Here is a 25170-nt window from a genome sequence, read left to right as displayed (position 1 = left end):
GATGCCGTTCCACTACGACAAGGACGCCGACGGCATCGTCACCCTGACGATGGACATGTCCGGCTCCGCCAACGTGATGAACGACGAGTACCGCGAGCTGATGGGCGACTCGGTCGCCAAGCTCGAGGGCGACGACATCACCGGCGTGATCGTCACGTCCGCCAAGAAGACGTTCTTCGCCGGCGGCGACCTGAACGTGCTCATCGCGATCACGCCGGAGAACGTCTCGCAGGCGCTGGCCGGCGTGGAGGAGCTCAAGGCCCAGCTGCGGCGCCTGGAGAAGCTCGGCAAGCCGGTCGTGGCCGCGATCAACGGCACCGCGCTCGGCGGCGGGTTCGAGATCGCCCTCGCCGCGCACCGCCGGATCCTGCTGAACGACGACAAGATCCGCGTCGGACTGCCCGAGGCGACGCTGGGCCTGCTGCCCGGCGGCGGTGGCGTCACGCGCATGGTGCGGCTGCTGGGCGTGCAGAAGGCGTTGCCGTTGCTCATGGAGGGCAAGCAGCTGCGTCCGGAACGCGCGCTGCAGGCCGGGATCGTGCACCAGCTCGTGGACACGCGCGAGGAGCTGCTCTCCGAGGCACGTGCGTGGATCAAGGCCAACCCGGCGCCGACGCAGCCGTGGGACGTGCAGGGCGCGGGCGTGCCGGACCTCAAGTTCGCGGACCCCGACAGCTACGGCATCCTCGCGGCCGCTCCCGCCGTGCTGAGCAAGAAGTCGCACGGCGTCTACCCGGCGCCGGAGAAGATCATGGCGGCGGCCGTCGAGGGCGCGTACGTCGACTTCGACACGGCGCTGGAGATCGAGGCGCGCTACTTCCTGGAACTGGCGTCCGGCCAGGTCTCCAAGAACATGATCACCGCGTTCTGGTTCAACCTCAACGAGGTCAACGGCCGCGCGTCCGCCACCGGCAAGCGCGTGGGCAAGCTCGGCGTGCTGGGCGCGGGCATGATGGGCGCGGGGATCGCCGAGGTGTCCGCGAAGGCGGGCATCGAGGTGGTCCTGAAGGACGTCACGCTGGAGTCGGCCCGCAAGGGCGCGCAGGGCCTGGAAGGCATCACGCCGACCGACTCCGACGACGACCTCGCGGGCTGCGACCTCGTCATCGAGGCGGTCTTCGAGAACCGCGAGCTGAAGAACGAGGTGCTGCCCGCGGCCGAGCAGAAGGCGTTGCCGGACGCGGTGATCGCGTCCAACACCTCGACGCTGCCGATCACCGGTCTCGCGTCCGCGGTGACGGCGCCGGAGCGGTTCATCGGCCTGCACTTCTTCTCACCGGTGCCGAAGATGCGGCTCGTGGAGATCATCCGCGGCGAGAAGACGTCCGAGGAGACGCTCCAGCGCGCGCTGGACTACGTGCGGCAGATCGGGAAGACGCCGATCGTGGTCAACGACTCGCGCGGCTTCTACACCTCCCGGACGTTCGGCACGTACGTGATCGAGGCGATCACGATGCTCGCCGAGGGCGTCTCGCCGGCGTTGATCGAGAACGTCGCCAAGAAGTCCGGCATGGCCGTCGGCCCGCTGGCGGTGTCGGACGAGGTGACGCTGTCGCTGCAGCTGAAGATCCACGACCAGACGCTCGCGGACGACCCGTCGCTGGTGTCGGAGAGCGCCGCCTACGACCTCATCCGCGAGATGGTGTCGCTGGGGCGCAGCGGGAAGTCGGCCGGCGCCGGGTTCTACGAGTACCCCGAGGGCGGCAGGAAGTTCCTCTGGCCCGAGCTCACGACCCGGTACGTGAAGGCCGACGCGGGTGTGTCCGAACAGGACGTCCGCGACCGGCTGCTGTTCGTGCAGTCGCTGGAGACCGTGCGGTGCCTGGACGAGGGTGTGCTGACGTCGGTGGCGGACGCGAACATCGGCTCGATCTTCGGGTTCGGCTTCGCGCCGTGGACCGGTGGCACGCTGCAGTTCATCAACTCCTACGGCGTGCAGGCGTTCGTGGAACGGGCGGACTACCTCGCCGACACGTACGGCGAGCGGTTCCGTCCTCCCGCCTCGCTGCGGGAGCGCGACAGGTTCTAGGCGCGGTAGGAGCCGGGTGAGGACCCGGTCCACCTCTTGAAGGCCCGGTGGAAGGCGCTCGCCTCGGAGAACCCGAGGCGCAGCGCCAGCTCCTCCACCGACTCCCCGCCCCGCACCAGCGAGGCGACCGCCTGGTCGCGCAGCAGCTGTTCGCGCACCTCGCGGAACGACGTGCCCTCCGCAGCGAGCCTGCGCCGCAGCGTCGGCGCCGACACGCCCAGCCGGGCCGCCACGGCCTCCAGCCCCGTCACCCCGCGTCCGAGCAGCCTCCGCACGTGCCCGGCCGTGTCCGCGCCGTGGTCGCGGCGCGAGAGCAGCTCCGCCGGCGAGTGCCGCAGGAAGCGCCGCAACGCCGCCTCGTCCTGCACCACGGGCATGCGCAGGAACCTCGGGTCGAACGTGATCGCGGTGGCGGGTGCGCCGAACGCCAGCGGGCAGCCGAAGATCAGGTGGTACTCGGCGGCGTGCGCGGGTTCGGGATAGGCGAACTCGGCGCCCCGCAACGGGATGCGGCGGCCGATCAGCCACGACGAGAAGCGGTGCCACAGCACCAGCAGCGACTCGGTCAGGAAGTGGTCGGGGTCGCCGGGGATGTGCAGCGTGAAGCGGCCGTCGACGAGCGCGAGCTCCAGCGGTTCGTCGAACAGCGCGTAGAAGGCGAGGCCGCGCCGCAGGGCCGATTCGAGGTCCGGGCAGTGCACGGCGAGCAGGCACATCATCGCGAACGTGCCGCGCTTGGACGGGCGCGGTCCGAAGCCCATGAACTCGTCGTCGAGGACTTCCCAGAGGGTCTGGATGAACGTCGTGTACTGGGAGGGCGTCACGCGCGCCCTGTCGTCGTCCAGCAGGCTCGGCGGGATGCCCGCGCCCCGCAGGACGGCGGACGGATCCGGGCACGCGCGCAGTGCCGCGCGCACGTAGTGGATCGCCACGGTCCTGGAGTGCACGGACAACAGTAAAACGCCCGCAGTGGTGACGCGGCTCCGGGGAGAGCTGGAGTCGCGTCACCGCCGCAGTGGGCCCACGCGGTGAGCCGTGCTCCTCGCCGACGGGGCTTCCGCACGCCCATCGGCAAGGGACGATGTTGTGTCCGTTGACGTTATGTGGTCTAGACCAGAAAAGTCAACAGTGCGGGGAGAGCAGGTGACCGCCTGATTTCTCAGGCTCGTTCCAGTGGAGCCACGGCGAAGCCCGCGGAGAACCTCTGGCACCAGATCACCACGCTCCGAATGGTGGACACGTTCACGCCGGAAGGGATTTCGTACACCTGGTCGCCGCGGTTTCCCTTCAGCTTCCCCAGACTCGTGAATCCCTGGCCGAACGTCTTCTCGGACGAGTCGGAGGCGTGCGGGGACAGGTAGACGTACAGGTCAGGGCCATCACTGGTGTTCAGCGACGCGAACTGGACGGAATGGCGGCCGCCGGGCAGCGCGATGAGGCTCGCTTTGCCGGTGGTCGCGTGTTCGAGCGAACGCCACTGCCCCGCCGCGACCTCCTGCGGCGTTTCGGCGACCTGCTTCGGCGTTTCCGAGACCGGTGCCGAAGCGGCGGAAGACGACATCTGCGAGGTCGCGGTGGGCACCAGGAGCGCGTCGTTCGTTTGGCGAACCGTGAACACCCGCCAGGGCTGGAACAGGTACAGCCCGATCCCGAGGGCGACGACCAGGAAGACCGAGACGGGAATCAGGAATCGACGATGGCGCATACCGAAAATACTGGCCCAAACCGGATCGGAAAGAGCTTACGGAGTTGTTAGGGTCCTTAGCCGTGGCGACACAGGCGAGAATCGGCCAAGCGGTGCTCGGCGTCCTGATGGTCGGCTGCGCGCTGACCGGCCTGTTCCCCAGACCCGTGCCGCTGCTGTTCGCCATCGCGGCGGTCGGCACCGCGAACGCCGCGTTCCCTCTCATGCGCACGTTCGGCTCCGCGGTGCTCGGCGGGGTCGCCGCCTCGTCGATCGCCCTCACGTCGGTCTCGTTCGTCACGTGCTCCTCGCAGCGCTTCACCGAGGTGTTCACCTGCACGGGTGACGCTCCGACATGGCACATGACCGGAACAGTGCTGGTGGCAGGGCTTTCCGGGGCCAGTTTGGTGCTTGCCCGCATCACGGTCGAATGACGACGATCACTCAACCGTGACCGTCAGGGAGCCGATAAGGCACCCGGACGAGCGTTCTCCTGCGACCGGGGCAGCCGGTAACCTGCCGGGGCGTGACCGTCTGACTTCCGACCGTGAGCACAACCGTGAGCATCCAAGGAGGACCGCTGTGCGCGCACTGTGGACCGCAGGCGGTTCCGCCGTGCTCGGATCCGCGTTGCTCGGAGTGCTGGTGGGCATGGCGATCCACGGCGTTTCCGCCGACGACCCGGTGAGCAGAACGCCCGGATCCACCTGGGTCGGTTCCACCAGCTCGACACCGCCGAGCACGACGGAGATCTCGACCACCGTCAGCAGCGCACCGCCGAGCACGAGCAGCACGGCGCCGAGCACGCAGCAGCCGCCGAAGAGGACCACCCCGCCGCCGGCCGTGACGAACCAGGAGCAGCCGCCGCCCCCTCAGCCCACCGCGACGACGACGACGGCGCCGTCGTCCTCCGGCTGGCCGTGCAACCCGCTCAACCCGCTGCCGCCGCCCACCTGCAAGAACATGGGCTAGCCCCTCAGGGCGTCAGCGCCGGCGACCCCCGGCGGGTCGAGCCGTGCCGGCTCTGCCGGGGTCGTTCGCGCTCAGGCCGACTCGCGCCGCACCAGCACCGTCGGCAGCATCTGCTGCTTCTTCTTGACCGTCTCGTCGCGCAGCAGCTTCATCAGGTGCTCGACCATGTGCTTGACCTGCTCGTCCGAGTCCTGCCGCACGGACGTCAGCGGCGGCGTCGTGTGCTCGGCTATCGCGACGTGGTCGTCGAAGCCCACGACCGCGACGTCCTGCGGCACGCGCTTGCCCGCCTCGTGCAACGTCTCCAGCGCGCCGGCGGCCATGAGGTCGGACGCCACGAACACGGCGTCCAGGTTGGGGTGCTTCGCCAGCAGGACGGACATGGCCTTGCGGCCGCCCTCCCTGGTGAACCCGCCGTCCTCGGTGAGCTTCGCCGCTCCCTTGTCGTCCAGCGACAACGCGGACTTGAAGCCGTTCAGGCGGTCTATGGCGGACATCTCGTCGAGCGGACCGGAGACGTGGACGATCTTCTTGCGGCCGAGCGCCTTGAGGTGCTTGGTCGCCACCACGGCGCCGCCCTCGTTGTCGTTGTCGACGAGGTGCATGCCCCGCAACGACCCCCACGGCTTACCGGCGTACACGACCGGCAGCGGCAGCTTCTTCACGATCGACACGAGCTCGTCGTTGCGGTGCGGTGCGAACATCAAAGCGCCGTCGACGTGACCGCCGGCCAGGAACCGGTGTGCACGGGCCTGGTCGTCCGGGGAGTGCACCAGCATGAGCACCATCTGCACGTCGACGTCCGCGAGAGCGCGGGCGCCCGCGCGGATCAGGCGTGCGAAGTGCGGGTCATCGAAGATCTTGGGCTCGGGTTCGGAGAACAGCACGGCCACGGCGCCGGTGCGACGGGTGACCAGTGCCCGCGCGGCCCGGTTCGGCTGGTAGCCGAGAGCCAGGACGGCGGCGTTGACCGCCTCGAGCGCTTCGGGGCTCACGCGGGGTGACGCGTTCAGCACCCGGGACGCCGTGGCGCGGGAGACCCCTGCCCTCGCGGCAACGTCTTCCAACGTCGGACGCGCGTGGTTGGACACGAGCACCACCACTCCTCGATGAAAACCTTTGAGTCGCCGAGCAGCTTAGCCGCAAGCGATCTCCGAGGAGGGTTTCCGCGCTGTTCATCGTGTTTTTTCGCCCGCGACAGCCGCCGCCGGTGTCGTGAGCGCACGCCCACGTGGGGCGATGGACACCCGCAGCAGTCCGTCCTCCCGGCGTGTCGTGGCGGCGAGGCCCGCGCGGGCGGCCGTCCTCACGAGAGCGGTCTCCGCGGGCAGGCACCACGCGACGAGTTCCGCGAACCCCGCGGCACGGGCGTCGGACGCGAGCGCCGCGAGCAGGGCCGCACCGACGCCGCGGCGCTGCCAGGCGTCCTCCACGAGCAACGAGATCTCGGCGCACTCGGGCGTTCCGGTGTGGATGAGCTGACCGAGCGCCACCACCTGGTCGCCGCACTGGACGAGGGTCGTGGTGCCGCGCGGCGGGTCGAGCAGCCGGTGCACCCAGCGGCGGGGCAGCGTGCGCATGCCCGCGTGGTAGCGGTTGAACAACGTCCTCATCGAACAGCGGGCGTGCAGGCCGGTGACGGCCTCCTCGTCCTCGGCCACGCCGGGTCGCAGGACCAGTGCCACGCCGTCGTCGCTGAGCATCCCGCGCAGCGAGGGCGCCGGCGCGTCCAGCAGCTCGAGGAACGCCTGCGCGCGGGTGAGCTCGACCTGGGTGAACCTCGCCCAGCCGCGCCGGGCGACCAACCCTCCCAACTGGACCTGGTCGTCCGTCGCCTCGCCGGAGGTCACCGCGTCGGCGGCCAGGACCTGCCGCAGCGCCTCCGCGGTCCGGTCCGGGTCGGTCAGCGCCATCTTCGCCGCGCGCAGCACCGCCGTCGGTTCGTCGACGAGGTCGCGCATCTCGGCCCTGGTGATCCCGACGCGCCTGCCGCCCTCGCCGCGCACGGCCTCCACGAGGTCGGCGGGCAGCACGCCTTCCCCCGCCCGCACGACGATCTCGTCCAGCACCCCGCCGGGAACGGGGATCACGTGCAGCGCGAGGACGTTGCAGTCGGCCGCGGCCAGCCGGACGGTGACGCGGGCGAGCGCGCCGGGGCTGTCGCTGAGTTCGAAGCGCATGCGCCAGGTCGTCGTCATGACGTCAAGAGTTCATGGAACTTGTTGCCGCGAGACGAACCGCGGGTAAAACGCTCGTCATAGGGTCGCGGCATGAGGAGAACACTGGCCGCAGGCCTCACCCTGCTCACCGTCACGGCGCTGGCCACCCCCATCTCCGCCGCGCCGGTCGAGGCCAGCAGGAAGGCACCGGGGCGGGCGGCGCTGACGAACTTCGCGTCTCTCCCGGCGCTCACCTTCCTGCCCGGCAGCGAACCGAGCGGCTCGGCGCTGGGCACGGCGCCGATCAACGGGGTCACGCCGCCGTTCGCCGACCAGCCGGTCCAGGGCTTCAGCGGTCTCGTCCGCAACGGCGACGGCACCTTCGACGCCATCTCCGACAACGGGTACGGCACCAGGGCCAACAGCGCGGACTTCCTGTTGCGCATCCACCGCATCGCGCCGGACTTCGCGGAGAACACCGTCGACGTGGTCGGCGGCATCACGCTGACCGACCCGCGCGGTCACATCCCGTTCCCGCTCACCCGGCCGGACCGGGTGATCACCGGCGCCGACCTCGACATCGAGTCGGTCACCCGCGGAGCCGACGGCACCTACTGGATGGGCGACGAGTTCGGCCCGTACCTGCTGCACTTCGACCGCGCGGGACGGCTGGTGTCCCCGCCGGTTCCCCTGCCGGGTGTGCGCGCCCCGGAGAACCCCGCCGGCAACCCGAACCTGGGCGGCAGCAAGGGGTTCGAGGGCATCACGCTCTCGCCGGACGGGAAGAGGATCAACGCGCTGCTGGAGGGCACCGTCGCGGGTGACGCGCCGGGAACGTTGCGCCTCAACGAGTTCGACGTCGCGAGCGCTGCCTTCACCGGCACGACCTGGAAGTACCGGCTGGAGGACCCGAACTTCGCGATCGGGGACGCCATCGCCGTGGACGCCAACCGGCTGCTGGTCATCGAGCGGGACAGCGCACAGGGCGCCGACGCGATCGTCAAACGCGTCTACCTCGCCGACAAGCGCGACCGCGACCGCGACGGCGAGCTCGACAAGACCCTGGTCGCCGACCTGCTGGACCTCGCCAACCCGAAGCACGTCGGCGGGCAGGCGAACCCGTTCAGGTTCCCGTTCGTCACGATCGAGGACGTCACGATCCTCGACGACCGCACGATCGCGGTGCTCAACGACAACAACTTCCCGTCGTCGTCGGGCCGCAACCCGGGCAAACCGGACGACAACGAGTTCATCACCATCCGGCTCGGCGAGAACCTGCACGCCGATCCGAGGGTTCTGCGCAGGCGCTAGACAAGAGAGCGCTCTCACCTGCGGCACGGACGTGTCCGCAGGCGAGAGCGCCAAAACCCCTCAGCCAGTGCAGGGTGGCTAGACGGTGTAGCCCCGGGCGGGGAGCCCGTTCTGCCCGATGATCCTGGACAGCGCGACCGCGCTCTCCTTGACCGTGCGCTGCTGCGTCTCGAAGTCGACGTGCACGATCCCGAACCGCTGCGAGTACCCGGCCGCCCACTCGAAGTTGTCGAGCAGCGACCACGCGAGGTAGCCGCGGACGTCGGCGCCCTCGGAGATCGCCCTGTGCACCGCGCGGACGTGGTCCACCAGGTACTTCGTCCGCTGCACGTCGTTCACGCGGCCCGCGGCGTCGACGACGTCCGGGAACGCGGAACCGTTCTCCGTGACCACCAGCGGCACCCCGCCCGCGTCGCGGGACAGGCGCACCAGCAGCTCGGTGAAGGCGTCGGCGTTCTGCTCCCACCCGAACCCGGTGAGCTCGCCCCGCGGCGGCTCGATCGTGACACCGCGCAGACCCGCGTGCGGCCCGGCGGGCACGTGGCCGGGGTCGGCCGGCGCGACGCGGGTCGGGTTGTAGTAGTTCACGCCGATCCAGTCGATCGGGGTCGCGATGGTCTCCATGTCCCCGTCGCGCACCACGTTCGTCCAGTCGCCCAGCCACGTCGTGTCCTGCAGGACGTCGAGCGGGTAGCCGCGGCCGAGGACCGGGTCGAGCAGGATGCGGTTCTGCAGCCCGTCGACCTTGCGCACGGCCTCCCGGGAGGCCTCCGAGTCGCCGTCGCCCCAGATGGTGCTGAAGTTCAGCACGATCGACAGGCGGTGCGAGTCGGGTGCCTGCGCGCGCAACGCCTGCGTGGCCAGCCCGTGCGCCAGCAGCAGGTGGTGCGCGGCCTGCAGGGACGCCACGGCGTCGGTGACGCCCGGCGCGTGGATGCCGTTGCCGTAGCCGAGGAACGCCGAGACCCACGGCTCGTTCAGCGTGGTCCACGCCTGCACGCGGTCGCCGAGCCGTTCGTGCACGATGGCGGCGTACTCGGCGAAGCGGTAGGCGGTGTCGCGGTTGCGCCAGCCCCCGAAGTCCTCCAGCACCTGCGGCAGGTCCCAGTGGTACAGCGTGACCAGCGGCTGGATGTCCTTCTCCAGCAACGAGTCCACCAGCCGGTCGTAGAACGCGAGCCCGCGCTCCTCGACCGCGCCGCTGCCGCTCGGCTGGATCCGGGGCCACGCCACGGAGAACCGGTACGAAGCCAGCCCCAGCGACTTCATCAGCTCCACGTCGGAGGCGTAGCGGTTGTAGTGGTCGCAGGCCGGGTCACCCGTGTCACCGGCCAGCACCTTGCCGGGCGTCGCGGCGAACGTGTCCCAGATGGAGGCGCCACGTCCGTCCGCGGTGGTCGAACCCTCGATCTGGAACGCCGCGGTGGCCGCCCCCCACAGGAAGTCCGGCGGGAAGGTCAGCACCTCCCGCCCGACCTCGACGTCCGAGTCGGTCGTCATTCAGTCACATCCTCGTGGCTTGATCCCTGCGGTGTTCTATCCCTTTACGGCGCCCTGCATGATGCCGCCGACGATCTGGCGCGACAGCAGGACGAAGATCGCGATCACCGGCAGCACCGCGATGGAGGCGCCGGCGAGCATCAACGAGTAGTCGGTGTAGTAGCCGCTGGCGAGCGTCGACAGCGCGACCTGCACCGTCGGGCTGTCGTTGGGGTCCAGCACGATCAACGGCCAGAAGAAGTCGTTCCACGCCGTCATGAACGTGAACATGCCGAGAACGGCCGCCTGCGGGCGCACCGCCGGGAAGCCGACGTGCCAGAACGTCCGCAGCACCGAGCAGCCGTCGACGCGCGCGGCCTCGATCAGCTCGAACGGCACGGTCTCCTCGCACGCCTGGCGCATCCAGAACACCGCGAACGACCCGATCAGCACCGGCACGATGACCGCCTGCAGCGTGCCGTACCAGTCGAGGTCCGACATCAGCATGTACAGCGGGATCACGCCGAGCTGCGTCGGCACCATCGCGGTGCCGAGCACGACCAGGAACAGCGAGTCGCGGCCCTTGAACCGCAGCCGCGCGAACGCGAACCCGGCGAGCGTGCCCAGCACGACGTTCGAGATCGCCACGGTCGACGCCACGATGAACGAGTTCTGCATGGCGAGCCAGAAGTCGACCGTGTCGAAGACGCGGGTGATGTTCTCGACCAGGTTGCCGCCGGGGACCAGCGGCGGGACCTTCTCGCCGAGGACCGAGTTGTCCTTCGACGCCACGATGAACGAGTAGTACAGCGGGAACACCGACGCCGCGAGCACGGCGACCAGGAACCCGTACAGCAGCGGTCCTGCCTTCGCGTTCTTCACGATCACTCCTTGCCCGCGATGCGCCGCGTCAGCGTGAAGTTGACGATCGCGACCAGCAGGACGACCACGAACAGCATCCACGCGATGGTGGCCGCGTACCCGGCGTCGAACAACCGGAAGCCCTTCTCGTACATGTAGAGCACCAGCGTCTGGAACTGCCGGTCGGAACCACCGGTGGAGTTGTTGGCGGCGAACCCGGGGTCGAACAGCGCGGGCTCGGCGAACAGCTGCAGGCCGCCGATCGTCGAGGTGACGACGGTGAACAGGATGGTCGGGCGGATCGACGGCACGGTGATCGACCAGAACATCCGCCAGCGCGACGCACCGTCCAGGGTGGCCGACTCGTACATGTCCTTGGGCACCGACTGCATGGCCGCCAGGTACAGCAGCGCGTTGTAGCCGGTCCAGCGCCACATGACCATCGTGGACACCGCGAGGTGCGAGGCCCAGGTCTCGGCGCGCCAGTCGATCGGGTCGACACCGACGAGGCCGAGCAGGAAGTTCACGATGCCGAAGTCGCGGCCGAAGAACTGCGCGAACACCAGCGCGACCGCGGCGACCGAGATGACGTTGGGTAGCAGCACGCCCGCCCGCCAGAACGCGCTCCCGCGCAGTCCCCGGTCGAGCAGCGCGGCGAGCCCGAGCGCCGCGAGCAGCTGCGGCACCGTCGAGAGCACGAACAGGCTGAGCGTGTTGAACAGCGCGTTCCAGAACTTGGTGTCGCCGAAGAGCTCGGCGTAGTTGGCGAAACCGACGAATCCCAGGTTGCCGTCGATCAGCTGCCACTCGTGCAGCGACACCCACGCCGTGTAGACCAGCGGGTAGAGCCCGAAGATCCCGAACACCAGGAAGAACGGTGCGATGATCAGGTACGGCGTGTACTTGGCGTCCCAGTTGCTCAGCCTGAAGCGCTTCGGCTCCTTGGAAGACGAGACCGAGACGGCCGGGGCCGCCTCGGTCTCCGTGCGGACAGCCGTCACTTGGCGGCGTCCGTCGCTTCCTTCAGGGCCTGCGTCCACGCCTCGGCCGCGGACTGCTTGCCCTGCTCCACGCGGGTGAGCGCGGTGGCGAACACCGGGCCGACCTTCGAGTCCTTCGTGCCGCGGTAGGTCGGCTTCAGCGACTCCGCCGAGGTCGCGAAGATCTGGCCCACCGGAGCTTTGTTGAAGTACTCGTTGACGGTCGCCTGCACCTCGGCGTCCTGGTAGACCTTCGGCTGGCTCGGCAGGTTGCCGGTCTCCTTGAAGATCCGCTTCTGCTGCTCGGGGGCCGTCAGCCACTTGGCCAGCTCGTAGGCCTCCTTGGGGTGCTTGCCCTGCTTCGGGATCGCGAGGAACGAGCCGCCCCAGTTGCCGCCACCGCCGGGCGCCGTCGTCACGTCCCACTTCCCGGCCGCCGCGTCACCGGCACCCGCCTTGATCAGCGCGAGCGCCCAGGCCGGGCAGGTGGTGGTGGCGAACGAACCCTGCTTCAGCGCGACGTTCCAGTCCTGGCTGAACGGCTCGAGGGCACCGGTCTGCTGCTTGGTGCCGAGCGCCGCCGCCGTGTCGAACGCCGTCTTGACCTTGTCGTTCTTCTCCGCGATGTACGAGTCGTCCTTCGCGAAGTAGCCCTCCTCGGTCTGGTCGAGAATGGCCTTGTAGACGTTGCGACCGGTGTCGACGAACTTCACGTTCGGCGTCTTGGCCGTGAACTGGTCCGCGACCTTGGCGTAGTCGGCCCAGGTCGGCCACAGCTTGGCGACCTCGGTCCGGTCCGTCGGCAGCCCGGCCGCCGCGAACAGGTCGGCGCGGTAGCACAGCCCGAGGCTGCCCATGTCCGTGCCCAGCCCCAGCACGAACTCGCCGTTGTCAGCGGTGCCCTGGTTCCACTTCCACCCGGCCCACTGGTCCTTGAGGTCCTTGGCCCCGTACTCCGCGAGGTTGACGAACTTGTCCTTGGAGGCGCGGAACTGCGAGACCACGCCTTCCTCGAGGGCGACGATGTCCGCGGCACCACGGCCACCCGCGAGCTGAGTCGCGAGCTGCGTGTTGTGCTGCTCCATCTTGACCTTGCGCTGCTCGATCTTGATGTTCGAGTGCGAGGCCATGTACTCCTCGATGAGCTTGTCGTACCCGAAGTCGGAGAACAGGCCCAGCGACAGCTCGATCTTGCCGTCGGCCCCGGAACTCCCGCCGCACCCGGCAGCCAGAACCACCACGAGGGTCGCAGCGACGCTGCCGACCAGCCTTCTGCTCATCCGTCCTCCTCGACGACGCCGTGAGCGGCGCTTAACTGTGATGAGAGCGCTCTCACACTCAACCGGAGACGCGCGGGTGTCAAGCGGTCGACATCGTTCCGTAACTTTGTGGAGAGAGGCAACAAAAACCTGCGCCCGATCGGTGGGCGTCTCGGGTGGACCGGGTGCGCGGTCGGCCCCGGACGGTGTCTCGAGTCGCCTGACGTGCGAAGAGGGACGACCGGGCCCTCGCTCCGGTCGTCCCTCACCCCAGGTAGAGGGTGCCCAGGGCGGATCGTGACGCGTGGGGCCGAAATTTTTTGCCGGAAGCCGGTTGAGGGACGCCGGGGGTGGGTACCGCGAGTCGCGGCCACGGCCTGTCGAGGACTGTGCCGCACGGGTCGGCTTGCGCCGGCTCGTTCCTGTTCCAGTGGAGTGGTCAGCATTGTGCGCGTATAGCGCGTGCTGACTTCGTCACCGTCGTTATTGCATTATCACCGCTGGTCAGAGCCGCATGACTCGGGCAGATCGGCATTGCTGCCGCATTTGCCGGTCAGGTGAACAATTCTTCACCAGAAAGCGGTAATGAGTCACACCACCATTATCGCGAAGCGGCGATCAACCGACGGCTCTGCAGAGGTGCCCCTCCGCCGGGCAGGAGCCGGCCCACGCGAACGCAGCGGAGGCCCGGTGCCCCGACAGCACCGGACCTCCACCGATCCCCCGGTCGTGCGGCCCCTGTTCCGCACGCCCGAACCCACCTGACCCCGAGCCCCCGACAGCGGGGAGCCAGGCGGGGTGTCCCCTACGCCTCGGCCATGCCGGCCACCACGGAGTTCCGGGCAGCGCGGCGGGCGGGGAGCGCCGCGGCGATCACGGCCGCGACCACCGCCAGGCCGAGCATCACGCCGATCTGGCCGAACGGGATGGAGTAGCTGATCCGCAGCTCCGGGTTCGACAGGGCCTCCACCAGCAGCCAGCCGAAGCCGGCACCCAGGACCACGCCGACCACGGCGCCGATCAGGGCCATCAGGATCGACTCCACCACCAGCATCTGGCGCAGCTGGCCCCGGGTGAGGCCCAGGGCGCGCAGCAGGGCCGACTCGCGGGTTCGTTCCAGGACCGAGAGGGTCAGGGTGTTCGCGATGCCGAACAGGGCGATGACCAGGGCCAGGCCGACGAGGGCCCAGATGAACAGCAGGATCTGGTCGATCTGCGCGTTCAGCTCCGCCTTGGTCTCGGCCGCCGAGTTCAGCACGGCCACCGGGGACGACGCGATGGCGCGTTCCAGGTCGGCTCGGGCGACGGTGATGTCGGTGCCCGGGGCGAGCTTGACCAGCAGTTTCTGGTAGCCCTTCCGGTCATCCTTCATGATCGCCTGGGCGGCGGGGAGGGTGACGATGCCGGCGCCGTAGGTGTTGTCCTTGATCAGCGCGGCGACCTCGAAAATCTTGTCGTTGATCTTGACGGACGACCCGATCGACAGGCCGACGTCCTTGGCCTCGCGCTCGCGGAGGACGATCTGGTCGTCCTCGAGGCCCGTCAGGGTGCCGCTCGCCAGCTCGGGGCGGACCAGGGTGCCGATGGCGTCGGACGGGTAGCCGGTGACGTCGCCGTACTTCAGCTTGTCGGACTCGCCGTACACCTGGAGCTCCGGTGCGATCTTCTCGACGTTGCGGACCTTGGCCAGCTCGTCGGCGAACTTCTGCGAGAGCGGCTGGCTGTAGACGTTCGAGGTGACCTCGTAGTCGGCCGGGAAGCGCTCGTCGACCTTCTTGGCCATCGTTTCGCGGCCGCTGCCCGCCACGACGGTCACCATCGCGACGATGGTCACGCCGATCATCAGGGCCGCGGTGGTGGCGGCGGTGCGCTTCGGGTTGCGGCCCGCGTTGGCCGAGGCGAGCTTCGCGGGGACGCCGCGCAGCGCCTTGCCGAACAGGCGGTTCACGAGTGGCACGTACAGCGGGCCGAGGAGCAGGACCGCGAGCAGCAGCACCATCGTGGCACCGCCGGTGATGAACATCGCGGGCTCTTCCTTCTCCTGCTGGAGGCCGAGGTAGACGGCGGCGCCACCGGCCAGGGCGACCAGGAGGGCGAGGGCGACGCGGACCTTGCCGGTGCGCGCCACGTCGTCCTGGCTGTCGGGCTGCGAGCGCAGGGCCGCCACCGGGGCGACCTTCGTGGCGCGGCGGGCCGGGAGCACGGCCGACAGGACCGTCACGACCACGCCGACGGCGAAGCCCGCGGCGATGGTCGTCCACGTGATCGGGAGGCGGATCGGGAAGTCGTCGCCGCTGGGGCCGCCGACCGAGCCGATGAACGCCTGCAGGCCCGCCGAGACGCCGAGTCCGCCCAGGATGCCGAGGATGGACGCCGCGAGGCCCATGAAGACCGCCTCGGCGAGCACGCTGCGGAACACCTGGCCGCGTTCGGCGCCGACGCAGCGCAGCAGCGCCAGCTCCTTCGTGCGCTGGGCGACGAGGATGGTGAAGGTGTTGTAGATGACCATGCCCGCGACGACGAGCGAGATCGCGGCGAACGCGAGCAGGACCGACCTGATCTCGCCGGCGGCGTCACCGACCTGCTCCAGCGTCGCCTTGGTCAGCTGCTCACCGGTCTGCACCTCGTAACCGGGGCCGATGGCCTTGGTGATGTTGTCGACGAGCTGCTGCTGCGACACGCCGTCCTTCGCGACGGCCACGATTTCGTAGACGTGCTGCTTCGGGATGACCGTGCGCAGGCCCTCCGGCGACACCACGACGTGGTCGCTGCCGGACATCGAGATGCTGCTCGCACCCTGCTGGTAGGTGCCGACGATCGTGAACGAGTGCTCGGCGTTGTCCTCGTCGAGCAGCTTGAGCTCGTCGCCGACCTTGAGCTTCGCGACCTGCGCGGTCTTCGTGTCGATCGCGGCCTCGTCGGCCTTGACCGGGAACTTGCCGTCCTTGAGGTCGAAGTCGCGGAGTTTCTCCGTGGTGGGCAACGGCTGCACCAGCGCGTTGCGCGCCTTGTTGTCGCTGCTGAGCAGAGCCGCGCTGCCGAACTCGCGGGCGTCCGCTCCGGCCACGCCCTGCGTCGCCCTGATCTTCCCGACGAAGTCGGCGGGAACGCCGTTCTCACGGTTCGGGCTGTTCTCGGTCATGTGCACCGCGGCGTCGACGTTGCGGGCGCCGCGGGCGAAGTTGTCCCTGGTCTGTGCCTCGACGGCGTCGCTGAGGACGAGGGTTCCCGTCACGAACGCGACGCCGAGCGCGATGGCGATGCTGGACAGCACCAGCCTCGCCGTGCGGGCCCGCAGGCCCGCGAGGATGGTCTTCAGCATTACCTCACGCCCCCAGGTGCGTGAGGGCGTTCACGACGGACTCGGTGGTGGGCTGGTGGATCTCGCCCGCGAGGCGGCCGTCGGCGAGCAGCACCACGCGGTCCGCGTAGCTCGCGGCCACCGGGTCGTGCGTCACCATGATCACGGTCTGGCCGAGCTTGCGCACCGACATGCGCAGGAAGTCGAGGACCTCGGCACCGCTGCGGGAGTCCAGGTTGCCGGTCGGCTCGTCGGCGAAGATGACCTCGGGGCGGGCGACGAGGGCGCGGGCGCACGCCACGCGCTGCTGCTGGCCGCCGGACAGCTCCGTCGGGCGGTGGGTGAGGCGGTCGCGCAGGCCGAGAACGTCGACGATGGTGTCGAACCACTCCTTGTCCGGCTTGCGCCCGGCGAGCTCGAGGCCCAGCAGGATGTTCTGCTCGGCGGTCAGCGTCGGCAGGAGGTTGAACGCCTGGAACACGAAGCCGACGCGGTCGCGGCGCAGCTTGGTGAGGTCCTTGTCGTTCAGCTTGGTGATCTCGGTCTGTCCGATGTGGATCGCACCGCTGTCGACGGTGTCGAGGCCCGCGAGGCAGTGCATCAGCGTGGACTTGCCGGAGCCCGACGGGCCCATGATCGCGGTGAACCTCCCGGCCTGGAACGCGACGTTGATGCCGTCGAGCGCCCGCACCGCGGTGTCACCCTTGCCGTAGACCTTCACCAGGTTGTGGGCCGCCGCCGCGGTCCGGGTGCCGACCTCGGACACCAGTGCAGACATGTCGCTCGCCTTCCTCACAGGGGATGTTCCGTGCTGAGGAAGAAGCTATGAGGAGCCTGAGTGCGCTGACATCAACTCCGCGAAGCGTTGCGCGTCAGCCTGAGGTATGACAACCGGGGCTAGTCGAGCAGACCCCGGTCGTACGCGATGGCCACGGCCTCCGCGCGCCGCGACGCCCCGAGCTTCGCCATGATCCGGGAAAGGTGCACGGAAACGGTCTTCTCGCTGATGTAGAGCTCCTCGCCGACCTCGCGGTTCGTCCGTCCGGCGGCCACCAGGCCGAGCACGTCGCGTTCGCGCGGGGTGAAGAGGTCGACGTGCTCGCGCACCGGCTCGTCAGCCCTGAGGGTGATGCGGGCCCGCTTCGCGCACGCCGCGACGGCCTCCGCGAGCGGCACGGCCTTGAGCCTCGTCGCGACCTCGTCGGCCTGGCGCAGCTGCTCGGCGGCCTCGTCGCGGCGGTCGGCCCCGAGCAACGCCTCCGCGAGCCGCCACCGGCACAGCGCCTGCTCGAAGACGACGCCGTAGGCGAACTCGTCGACGGCGGCCTGCCACAGCGCCGGGTCGCCCGCACCCTCCAACCTGGACTCCTCGGCGAGCGCGCGGGCGAGCCACGCCCGTCCCTCCGGGCCCAGGACACCGGCGCGCGGCTTGCCGTTGCGCGCGGTCAGCCGCACGTGCTCGGCGAGCTCGTGCCCTGCCGCGACGGCCTTCGCCTCGGCCTCGGCGTCCCTCTTGCGCCGGGCCTTCGCGGCGATCTCCGCATGCGCCGCGATGCCGATCGCGCCGATCCGGATGCCCGCCAGCATCCACGGGCCGCCGAGCTCGCGCGCCCACTGCAACGCGTCCGCGACCCGTTCGACGGCGAGCTCCGGACGGCCGCGCCACAACGCGAGCTCCGCGCCCGTGCCGCCGTTGATCAGCGCGATCTGGATGTCGCGGTGCCAGTCGCTGCGCAGCTTCGTGATCATCCGCTCGGACTCGGCCAGGTCGCCGCGCGAGACCGTGAGGTGCGTGCTCGCCGACGCCAGCCGTGCGAGCACCGTCGACGACACCGACATGCCGGGCGGCTCGCTGGCCCACGCCGCGTAGTCCCAGTCGCCGATGTAGTAGTGCACCAGGACCTGCATGATGCGGATCTCCAGCCCGAACATGCTCCAGGTCAGGCCGGTCTCCTTGGCCCTGTCCCCGGCCAGGGCGAAGACGCGGGCGGCCTCGGCGAGATCGCCGTGGTCGTAGTGCATCAGGCCGTAGTAGAACCAAGCCCTCAGCTCGTTGTTGAACGCACCGACCTCGCGTGCGCACTCGATCGCACGCTCGAAGCTGCCCTTCGCCTCCCGCAGCCGGTTCGCGTGGTCGTCGAGGATCGCCAGGGTGCCCAGGCCGTCCGCGACCGCTCCCGGCGCGTTCGCCGTCCGGCCGTCGGCGATCGCCAGCTCCGCGGCCTCCCGCGCCTCGTCGTCGCGGCGTTGCTGGCGCAGGGACGACGCCTTGCCCGCGAACACGCGGGCGCGGGTCGGGCTGGGGTCGCGGTCCTGCACGAGCGCGAGCGCCTTCCCGAGGGCGAGGAAGTGCTCCTCCTCGTTGCCGTCGAGGATCGACAGCGCCTGCGAGAGCCGCAGCCAGATCTCGGCGGCCTCCTCGGGGGTCTGCTCGGCGCCGATCGCCTTGGTGGCGCTGCGGGCGAACGCCACGGCGCGTTCCGGTTGCCCGGCCGTGCCCGCCACCCAGGACGCGCGCCGCAGCAGCACCGACTCGTCCACATCGGACGGACGGTCGGCCTCGGGCACGGCGTTCCACAGGTTGAGCGCCTTCTCCAGGTACCGCAACGACTCCGCGGGCGCACCGGCCCGTTCGGCCTCCTTGGACGCCTGGATGGAGGCGGTCAGCGCCTGCGGCAGGTCGTGGCTCTCGAAGGCGTGGTGGGCCAGTGCCGCCGCGGTTCCGCGCTCGTCGGGCCGCTGGGCCAGGTGACGCGCGTAGGCGGCGTGCAGCCGCACCCGTTCGCCGGGCAGCAGGTCGCCGTAGACGGCTTCGCGGACGAGGGCGTGCCGGAACGTGTAGACCTCGTCGTCCCCCACGACGAGCAGGTGGTGCTGGACCAGCTCGCGCAACGCCGCGTCGAACGCGAGGTCGGCCATGCCGGCCACCTCGTGCAACCGGTGGTGCCGCACCCGCCGCCCCCAGGCCGACGCTCCCCGGACGACGTGCTGCGCTTCGGGACTGAGGCTCTCGACGCGGCTGAGCAGCACGTCGGCGAGCGCGGACGGCAGCGACCTGGCGTCGTCGCAGGTGGCCACCGCGATGAGTTCCTCGGCGAAGAAGGCGTTGCCCTCGGAGCGTTCCGCGACCTGCTGGACGACGTCCTGCGGCAGGTCGTCGGACAGCGCCTCGACGAACCGGCGGGCGTCCGCGGCGTTGAACGGCGTGAGGTCCACGCGGTCGACGGCGGGCAGCCGGACCAGCTCGGACAGCAAGGGGCGCAACGGGTGGCTGCGGTGCAGGTCGTCCGCGCGGTAGGTGCCGACGACCAGCAGGCGCTGGGAACGCAGGCGGGACAACAGGAACGACAGCAGGTAGCGGGTGGACGCGTCGGCCCAGTGCAGGTCCTCGATGACGAGCAGCACCCGTTGCCGCTCCGAGAGGTCGCTCAGCACCCCGAGGACGGCGTCGAACAGCTGGAGCTGGCCGACGTCCTGCTCGGGACGGCGGCCCGGGACCACGCTGGGCGCGATCATGGCCTCGGTGCCGGGCTCGCGTGCGGCGGGCAACGCGAGCTGCGGCAGCAACATCGCGAGCGCGGGCCGGTTCACCACGGCGTTCTTCACCGTGCCGAGCGCCTCGGCGAACGGCAGGTACGGCAGTCCCGTCTCACCGGCGTCGAGGCACCGTCCCGTGAGGACGAGCGTGTCGTCCGCGCCGGCCGCGAGCTCGTCGACCAGCCGCGTCTTGCCCACACCGGCGTCGCCCGCGAGCAGCACCGCCCCCGCGGCGCCCTCCCCGGCCTTCTCCAGTGCGGCGCGCAACCGGCCGAGCTCGCGGTCGCGCGCGACCAACGGGATTCCGGAACCGAGACGCGCCACAAGGGGCATGCTGTCACACGTCATGAGCCCGTGCTGCTGTGTTTTCCGGAGGTGCGGTGCATCACGCGGCTGAACCACGACGGCATGTCGCGGTTCGCCCGCCGCCAGGCGCACATCGCGTTGCCGCGCCGGTAGTCGATCTCCGCCTTGATCGCCTCAGTGGTCCATTCGGTCATGGTCCTGAGGTTCGTCCTGAGTCGGCACCCCCGGCATCGGTCGATCACGCAGTCCTGAGCGCGGAAACCCTTACCCCACTGTCACCGCGCGGGCACGGGCGAGCCGCGCCCTCACACCGTCGGCCTCCGGCGCTCCCAGCTCGGTGAACAGCGCCAGGGCGCGTTGCCAGTGCGCCGCCGCCCCCGCCGCGCCGAGCCGGTCGAACACCGTCGCCAGCCGGTCGTGCGCCAGCGCTTGGTGGTACGGCGAGACGGCGTCGCACGCCACCGCCAACGCCGTGCGGGCCGACGACAGCGCACTCTCCATGTCCCCGGTTTCCAGCAGCGCGGTGGAGATGTCGACGTGGCAGGCCGCTTCCCCGCACTGCTCGCCGACCTCGTGGTACATCCGCAACGCCACGCGCAACCACGGCATCGCTTCGTCGAAGCGCCGGCCGCTCAGGTACAGCAGGCCGAGGTGGTGGTGGGCGTTGGCCTCCGCCCACTTCGACCCGGCGACGCGCGAGATCTCCATGGCCTCGCGGTAGTGGGTCTCGGCCTCCTCCGCGCGCCCCATGTCCTGCAACGTTCCGGCGATCGTCGTCAGCGCCCGTGCCTGCTGGTGCACGTCCTCCTTGCGGCGCGCCACCTCCAGGGCGTTGCGCTGGGCGTGCAGGGCCTCGTCGTAGCGCTCCATCTGCAGCAGGGCGATGCCGACGTTGAACTGCATGACGAACCGGGCGTCGTCGTCGTTCAGCGCGATCGCGGCCTGCAGCGCGGCCTGGGTGATGCGCAACGACGTCTCGCGCTCGGTCCGCAGCCACAGGTACCGCGACAGGGTGTACGGCAGCTGCCACGCGTGCACGTGCCAGCCCGTCGCGGACGCCAGTTCCGCGGCGGCGATCAGGTTCGCGCGCTCGGCGTCGAACCACGCCATCGCGTCGGCGGCACCGGACAGCGCGGGCACGTGGACGGGCCGGTGCTCCGGCGCCACCAGGACGCTGCCGCGGTTGATCGGGAGCAGGCCGTCGGCGATGTCCGCGCAGTGCAGGTAGTAGTCGAACATCCGGCCGGTGGCGGCCCGCCGCTCGGGTTCGGACAGCTCCCCCGCCAGCGTCTTGGTGTAGACGCGGACCAGGTCGTGGGCGAAGTGGCGGCCCGGTTCGCTGACCGACAGCAGGTTCGCGGCCGTGAGGGCGTCGAGCGAGCGCTGCGCCTCCAGCAGCGGGACCTCCCCCATCGCGGCGACCACGTGCGGGGTCAGGTCGGCACCGGGGTGCAGGCCGATGATCGCCAGCAGCCGCGACGGCAGCGCGGGCAACGCACGGCGCGAGGCGTCCAGAGCTGCTCGCACGGTGCCCTCACCGTCTTCCAGGCCGAGGGCGGCCAACCGGCCGTGCTCGTCCTGGAGCTCCTCGACCAGTTCGGCCGCGCGCAGCTTCGGTGAGACGGCGAGACGGGCGGCGGCGATGCGCAGCGCCAGCGGCAGGCCGTCGCACAGCTCGGCCAGCTCGCGCAGCGCGTGGGCCTCGACGTCCGAGCGGCCGGCGATGCGGCCCAGCACGGCGACGGCGGCGTCCGGGTCGAGCATGTCCAGCTCGACGAGCTTGGCCTCGACCTGCGCGACGAGCCCCACCAGGCGGCGCCGGGACGTGACGACCACGCACGAGGGCGCGCCCGGCAGCAACGGCAGCAGATCGGCCGAGCTGCGGACGTTGTCGAGCATGACGAGCATCCGGCGGTCGGCCAGCAGCGTGCGCAGCAGGGCGGAGCGCTCGTCGACCGAGACGGGCGTGTCCCCGGCCGGGACGCCGAGAGCGCGCAGGAACCGGTTGAGCACCTCGCCGATCTCCAGCGGCTCCCGGTTCGGGTCGTAGCCGTGCACGTCGACGTAGAGCTGGCCGTCCGGGAACTCGTCGCGGACCCGGTGCGCCCAGTGCAGGGCCAGCGCCGTCTTGCCCACTCCGGCCGGGCCGGTCACCAGCAGCACCGGGCCGTCGTGGCCGCGCAGCAACGCGTCCATGACCGCCACCTCGGCGTCGCGGCCCACCAGCGAGACGGGGGCGCGCGGGAGCTGCGCGGGAACCGTCACGGGCGCGGGTTCGGCCGGGGCCTGGGGCGTCGTGCGCACCGGCGCGCGGGCTGGTTCGGGGCTCTCCCCCGCCAGCACGGCCTGGTGCACGCGGCGCAGTTCGGGACCGGGCTCGACGCCCAGCTCCTCGATCAGCACGCCGCGGGCCTCCCGGTACGCCGCGAGCGCCTCGGCCTGCCGCCCCGCCTGGACCAGCGCCCGCATCAGCAGGCCGTGGCCGCGCTCGCGCAACGGGTGCTCGGCGACCACGGCGGTCAGCTGCGAGACCAGCTCGGGGCCCTGGCCGATCGCGAGCCCGAGCTCGGCGCGTTCCTCCAGCACCGCGAGCCGCCGTTCCACGAGACGGCCGCGTTCCACGTCGAAGAAGAGCCCGGAGACACCGCCGAGCGGTTCCGCGCGGAACAGCGCCAGCGCGTCGTCCAGCTCGACCGCGGCTCCGGCGAGGTCACCGGCCGCGCGCAGGCGGTTCGCGAGCAGCACTTGGCGTTCGAAGACGTCGAGGTCGAGCGCGCCGGGGTCGACGCGCATCAGGTAGCCGTCGCCGACCGACGTGAGCAGCTCGGCGGGAGCCCGGCGTGCGCGGGCCGGTTCGAGCGCCCGGCGCAGGCCGGCGACATAGGTCTGGACCAAGTTCACGGCACTGGAGGGCACGTTGTCGCCCCAGACGGCCTCGATGATCTGGCCGCGGCTGACCGGCGTGCCGCGGGCCAGCAGCAGCACCGCGAGGACGGCGCGCTGCTTCGCCGCACCAAGATCAACCTCTTGACCTGCGCGAACGACTCGGAGGAGGCCGAGAACCTCGTACCTGAGGGGTTCCTCGCCGTGCGTCACCGATGTGTCCTTCGCCTGTGGGCCACCTGGAGCTCGAAGATCACTTCAGTCGGGCTCCAGTCGTGCTGTAGAAGGCATTCTTACGCTTAGCGTGTCCAACCAACCACAGACGGCGAGATCAACGGAAACCGGAGATCACCGAGTGGGAACAGGTTGGACCGGACAGCGGAACACCCGCTGCTCCTCATGATCGACGTGGGTCGGCCGGCGTGCAAGGGGCATCCAGCCCGCGGCGGCGGAACGCCGGCCGGCCCTCGTCCCCCTTTCCGAAGAGCAGAAGGCCCCGGCTGGATCATCCAGCCGGGGCCTTCTCGTGCACCTGTCAATCAGCTGACAAAGAGCCGGTCTTCGCGGCGGCGAGGAAGGTGTCCCATCCGGCGCCACCGAACTCGAGCCGCGCTCCGTCCGCGTTCTTGCTGTCGCGGACCGCCGCGCCCGATCGGACGAGCGCGATCTCCACGCACTCCGGCCCGCCGGCCGACGACCGGCTGCTCTTGCGCCAACGCAAGCTTTCCACTGTCTGTTCACTCCCGATCGCGGTCACGCGAGAGTACGAGCGATCTCAGTGATCAGGGTTGCCGATTCCCGCTGACTCAGGGCGGACTTCACGAGGCGCTCGAACATCTCGGCGTAGGAATGGACGTCTGATTGTTGCTCGAGGTAGACGCCGCTTCTGGTGCTTTCGATGTACACGACGTCGGGGTCGAGCCGCTCCGGAAAGCTCAGGATGACGAACGGGCCGTCCATCGCAGCGTGACCACCGGCGCTGAACGGCACGACCTGCATCGTGACGTTCGGCAATGCACCGACTTCGAGGAGACGCGCCATCTGCACGCGCATCACCCCGGCGCCGCCGACGAGCCGGCGCAGGGCGGCCTCGTCGATCACGACGTGCAGGCGCAACGGGTCGTCCTCGCTCAGCAAGGCCTGCCGGGCCTTCCGCAACCGGACGCGCCGGTCGATCTCGGCGGCGCTCGCGGCCGGCAGCACCTGGGAGATCAACGCCCTCGTGTACGCCTCGCACTGCAGCAGACCCGGGATCATCAGCCCCTGGTAGGTCCTGATCGAGTCCGCGTCGGCCTCGTACCCCACGTAACGACCGGGCACGATGTCGCCGAACTCGTCCCACCACGCCTTGCGACGGGCTTCCCTGGCCAGCTGGACCAGTTCCTCGAGGGTGGCGGTGTCCGCACCGTAGGCGGCGAGCATGTCCCGCACGTCGCGCGGGCTCACCCCCACACGGCCCGTCTCGATGCGGCTGATCTTGGAGGCCGAGCACTCCAGGCGCTCTCCGACCTCCTCGATCGTCAGCCCGGCCGTCTCGCGCAATCTCCGGAGCTCGCTCACGAGCCGCCTCTTGCGCAGGGTCGGGCTGCTACCCCGTGGCATCCACACCTCCTGGTCCGCACCAGTTTGAGAGCAAAGGAGCGCGTCGCAAAGAGACGTCATCCATTCGTGTACTGCAACTTGCAGATCGCAGGCGCGGCGCGCCAGGCTGCATGGGCTGCTTACGTAGGACTGGAGCTCTGAGCCTGATGGCCGTCACGGTGTTCAGCCAACTGGACAAGTCGCTGCACTCGCACCTGGCCACGCTCACCGATCTGGCCCAGCGCGGCGACGACCAGACCGCTCTCGTGCTCGCCAGGGTTGAGCTCCCGAGGGTGGTGGCGGTGGTCGAGGCGCTGCTGGACGAGCACCAGCCCGACGAGCACGGCCGGTGCGCGACCTGCAGGCGCGGCTGGTTCTCGAGGCGGATGCCCGCACCGTGCCGTGCTTACCTCTCCGCGCAACTCGTCCTGACCGTCGTCGGGCAGCAGACTTCGCACGGCAAGCACCTGCGCTCGGTAGGCTGATTTCCGGAACCCGGTGGTTTGACTCCTCGGTTCCGCCACGACCTGGGCCGGCTCCGCACCCCCCGACCGGAGCCGGCCCTTCTACGTCATCACCTCGCGTGACGATCTTCATCAAGATCAACACGGTTGGCTGAAAGATCTGCCGCAACGCAGGTCCCGGCCTCATCATGGAAGGCGACGCGGCCCGATCCGCCCAGGACGCCTGTGCCGACACGGAGGTGTTCCCGTGCCGACCCCGCACGACCGCGCCGACGAGCTCGATGCCGTGCGGCCGCGCCGGTTGCTGCCCTTAGGCCGCGCGCCGCGCCACTAGAGCCTCATTCCACCCACTCCCCTTCCCCGC

The 25170-nt window shown here is 70.1% G+C and carries 20 protein-coding genes; 5 read left to right on the top strand and 15 right to left on the bottom strand.

Annotated elements, in window-relative coordinates; all coding sequences use genetic code 11:
• The first annotated feature begins 1 nt into the window (after window position 1).
• On the top strand, window positions 2-2029 hold the full coding sequence (locus tag BLQ91_RS06820) for a 3-hydroxyacyl-CoA dehydrogenase NAD-binding domain-containing protein (protein WP_090095716.1): 2028 nt from the start codon (window positions 2-4) through the stop codon (window positions 2027-2029).
• On the opposite strand, the gene BLQ91_RS06815 is transcribed toward BLQ91_RS06820, so the two are convergent.
• Window positions 2026-2976, bottom strand: coding sequence for an AraC family transcriptional regulator (locus tag BLQ91_RS06815; RefSeq protein WP_090096053.1), 951 nt, complete (start codon window positions 2974-2976; stop codon window positions 2026-2028). The two genes, BLQ91_RS06820 and BLQ91_RS06815, sit on opposite strands and share 4 nt — an antisense overlap.
• 212 nt (window positions 2977-3188) lie before the next feature.
• Window positions 3189-3734, bottom strand: coding sequence for a DM13 domain-containing protein (locus BLQ91_RS06810; protein ID WP_090095715.1), 546 nt, complete (start codon window positions 3732-3734; stop codon window positions 3189-3191).
• A gap of 62 nt (window positions 3735-3796) precedes the next feature.
• On the opposite strand from BLQ91_RS06810, the gene BLQ91_RS06805 reads away from it, so the two are divergent.
• Together BLQ91_RS06805 and BLQ91_RS06800 are read left to right on the top strand one after the other, a co-directional pair.
• Entirely contained in the window at window positions 3797-4147 is a 351-nt protein-coding gene (locus BLQ91_RS06805; RefSeq protein WP_143022538.1) for a hypothetical protein, read from the top strand.
• Between the two features lie 148 nt (window positions 4148-4295).
• Complete coding sequence (locus BLQ91_RS06800) at window positions 4296-4685, top strand: hypothetical protein (RefSeq protein WP_090095713.1); 390 nt, start codon at window positions 4296-4298, stop codon at window positions 4683-4685.
• Between the two features lie 71 nt (window positions 4686-4756).
• Here the strand turns inward: BLQ91_RS06800 and BLQ91_RS06795 are convergent, their stop codons facing one another.
• Complete coding sequence (locus BLQ91_RS06795) at window positions 4757-5782, bottom strand: LacI family DNA-binding transcriptional regulator (protein WP_090096052.1); 1026 nt, start codon at window positions 5780-5782, stop codon at window positions 4757-4759.
• A gap of 78 nt (window positions 5783-5860) precedes the next feature.
• Entirely contained in the window at window positions 5861-6883 is a 1023-nt protein-coding gene (locus BLQ91_RS06790; RefSeq protein ID WP_090095712.1) for a GNAT family N-acetyltransferase, read from the bottom strand.
• Window positions 6884-6955: 72 nt separating this feature from the next.
• On the opposite strand from BLQ91_RS06790, the gene BLQ91_RS06785 reads away from it, so the two are divergent.
• Complete coding sequence (locus tag BLQ91_RS06785) at window positions 6956-8155, top strand: esterase-like activity of phytase family protein (protein WP_090095711.1); 1200 nt, start codon at window positions 6956-6958, stop codon at window positions 8153-8155.
• 78 nt (window positions 8156-8233) lie between these two features.
• On the opposite strand, the gene BLQ91_RS06780 is transcribed toward BLQ91_RS06785, so the two are convergent.
• The 11 genes from BLQ91_RS06780 to BLQ91_RS06735 form a co-directional block, all read right to left on the bottom strand.
• A complete protein-coding gene (locus tag BLQ91_RS06780) occupies window positions 8234-9655 on the bottom strand; it encodes a GH1 family beta-glucosidase (RefSeq protein ID WP_090095710.1) in 1422 nt (473 codons plus the stop codon).
• 36 nt (window positions 9656-9691) lie between these two features.
• Complete coding sequence (locus tag BLQ91_RS06775; protein WP_090095709.1) at window positions 9692-10522, bottom strand: carbohydrate ABC transporter permease; 831 nt, start codon at window positions 10520-10522, stop codon at window positions 9692-9694.
• Window positions 10519-11418, bottom strand: a complete 900-nt coding sequence (locus BLQ91_RS06770; RefSeq protein ID WP_240010263.1) for a carbohydrate ABC transporter permease — start codon at window positions 11416-11418, stop codon at window positions 10519-10521. The genes BLQ91_RS06775 and BLQ91_RS06770 overlap by 4 nt, the downstream gene beginning before the upstream one ends.
• Before the next feature lie 74 nt (window positions 11419-11492).
• A complete protein-coding gene (locus BLQ91_RS06765) occupies window positions 11493-12755 on the bottom strand; it encodes an ABC transporter substrate-binding protein (RefSeq protein ID WP_090095708.1) in 1263 nt (420 codons plus the stop codon).
• 784 nt (window positions 12756-13539) lie between these two features.
• The gene (locus BLQ91_RS06760) at window positions 13540-16056 is read right to left on the bottom strand and encodes an ABC transporter permease (RefSeq protein ID WP_090095707.1); all 2517 of its coding nucleotides are present in this window, start codon (window positions 16054-16056) and stop codon (window positions 13540-13542) included.
• Window positions 16057-16060: 4 nt separating this feature from the next.
• Window positions 16061-16813, bottom strand: coding sequence for an ABC transporter ATP-binding protein (locus BLQ91_RS06755; RefSeq protein WP_090095706.1), 753 nt, complete (start codon window positions 16811-16813; stop codon window positions 16061-16063).
• Between the two features lie 119 nt (window positions 16814-16932).
• Entirely contained in the window at window positions 16933-19905 is a 2973-nt protein-coding gene (locus BLQ91_RS06750; RefSeq protein ID WP_090095705.1) for a helix-turn-helix transcriptional regulator, read from the bottom strand.
• Between the two features lie 11 nt (window positions 19906-19916).
• On the bottom strand, window positions 19917-20072 hold the full coding sequence (locus tag BLQ91_RS41085; protein WP_176959589.1) for a hypothetical protein: 156 nt from the start codon (window positions 20070-20072) through the stop codon (window positions 19917-19919).
• A gap of 70 nt (window positions 20073-20142) precedes the next feature.
• Window positions 20143-22974 carry an AfsR/SARP family transcriptional regulator gene (locus BLQ91_RS06745; protein ID WP_090095704.1) on the bottom strand — a complete coding sequence of 944 codons (2832 nt, stop codon included), beginning with the start codon at window positions 22972-22974 and terminating at the stop codon, window positions 20143-20145.
• 322 nt (window positions 22975-23296) lie between these two features.
• Window positions 23297-23491, bottom strand: coding sequence for a DUF397 domain-containing protein (locus BLQ91_RS06740; protein ID WP_090096050.1), 195 nt, complete (start codon window positions 23489-23491; stop codon window positions 23297-23299).
• A gap of 23 nt (window positions 23492-23514) precedes the next feature.
• The gene (locus tag BLQ91_RS06735; protein WP_090096049.1) at window positions 23515-24363 is read right to left on the bottom strand and encodes a helix-turn-helix domain-containing protein; all 849 of its coding nucleotides are present in this window, start codon (window positions 24361-24363) and stop codon (window positions 23515-23517) included.
• Between the two features lie 146 nt (window positions 24364-24509).
• On the opposite strand from BLQ91_RS06735, the gene BLQ91_RS06730 reads away from it, so the two are divergent.
• The gene (locus BLQ91_RS06730) at window positions 24510-24827 is read left to right on the top strand and encodes a hypothetical protein (protein WP_090095703.1); all 318 of its coding nucleotides are present in this window, start codon (window positions 24510-24512) and stop codon (window positions 24825-24827) included.
• Window positions 24828-25170: the final 343 nt, after the last annotated feature.

Source organism: Lentzea jiangxiensis (assembly GCF_900104175.1).
Taxonomy (GTDB): Bacteria; Actinomycetota; Actinomycetes; order Mycobacteriales; family Pseudonocardiaceae; genus Lentzea; species Lentzea jiangxiensis.
Note: the sequence above shows the minus strand (reverse complement) of the source record. Positions and strands in the feature narration are given on the sequence as shown.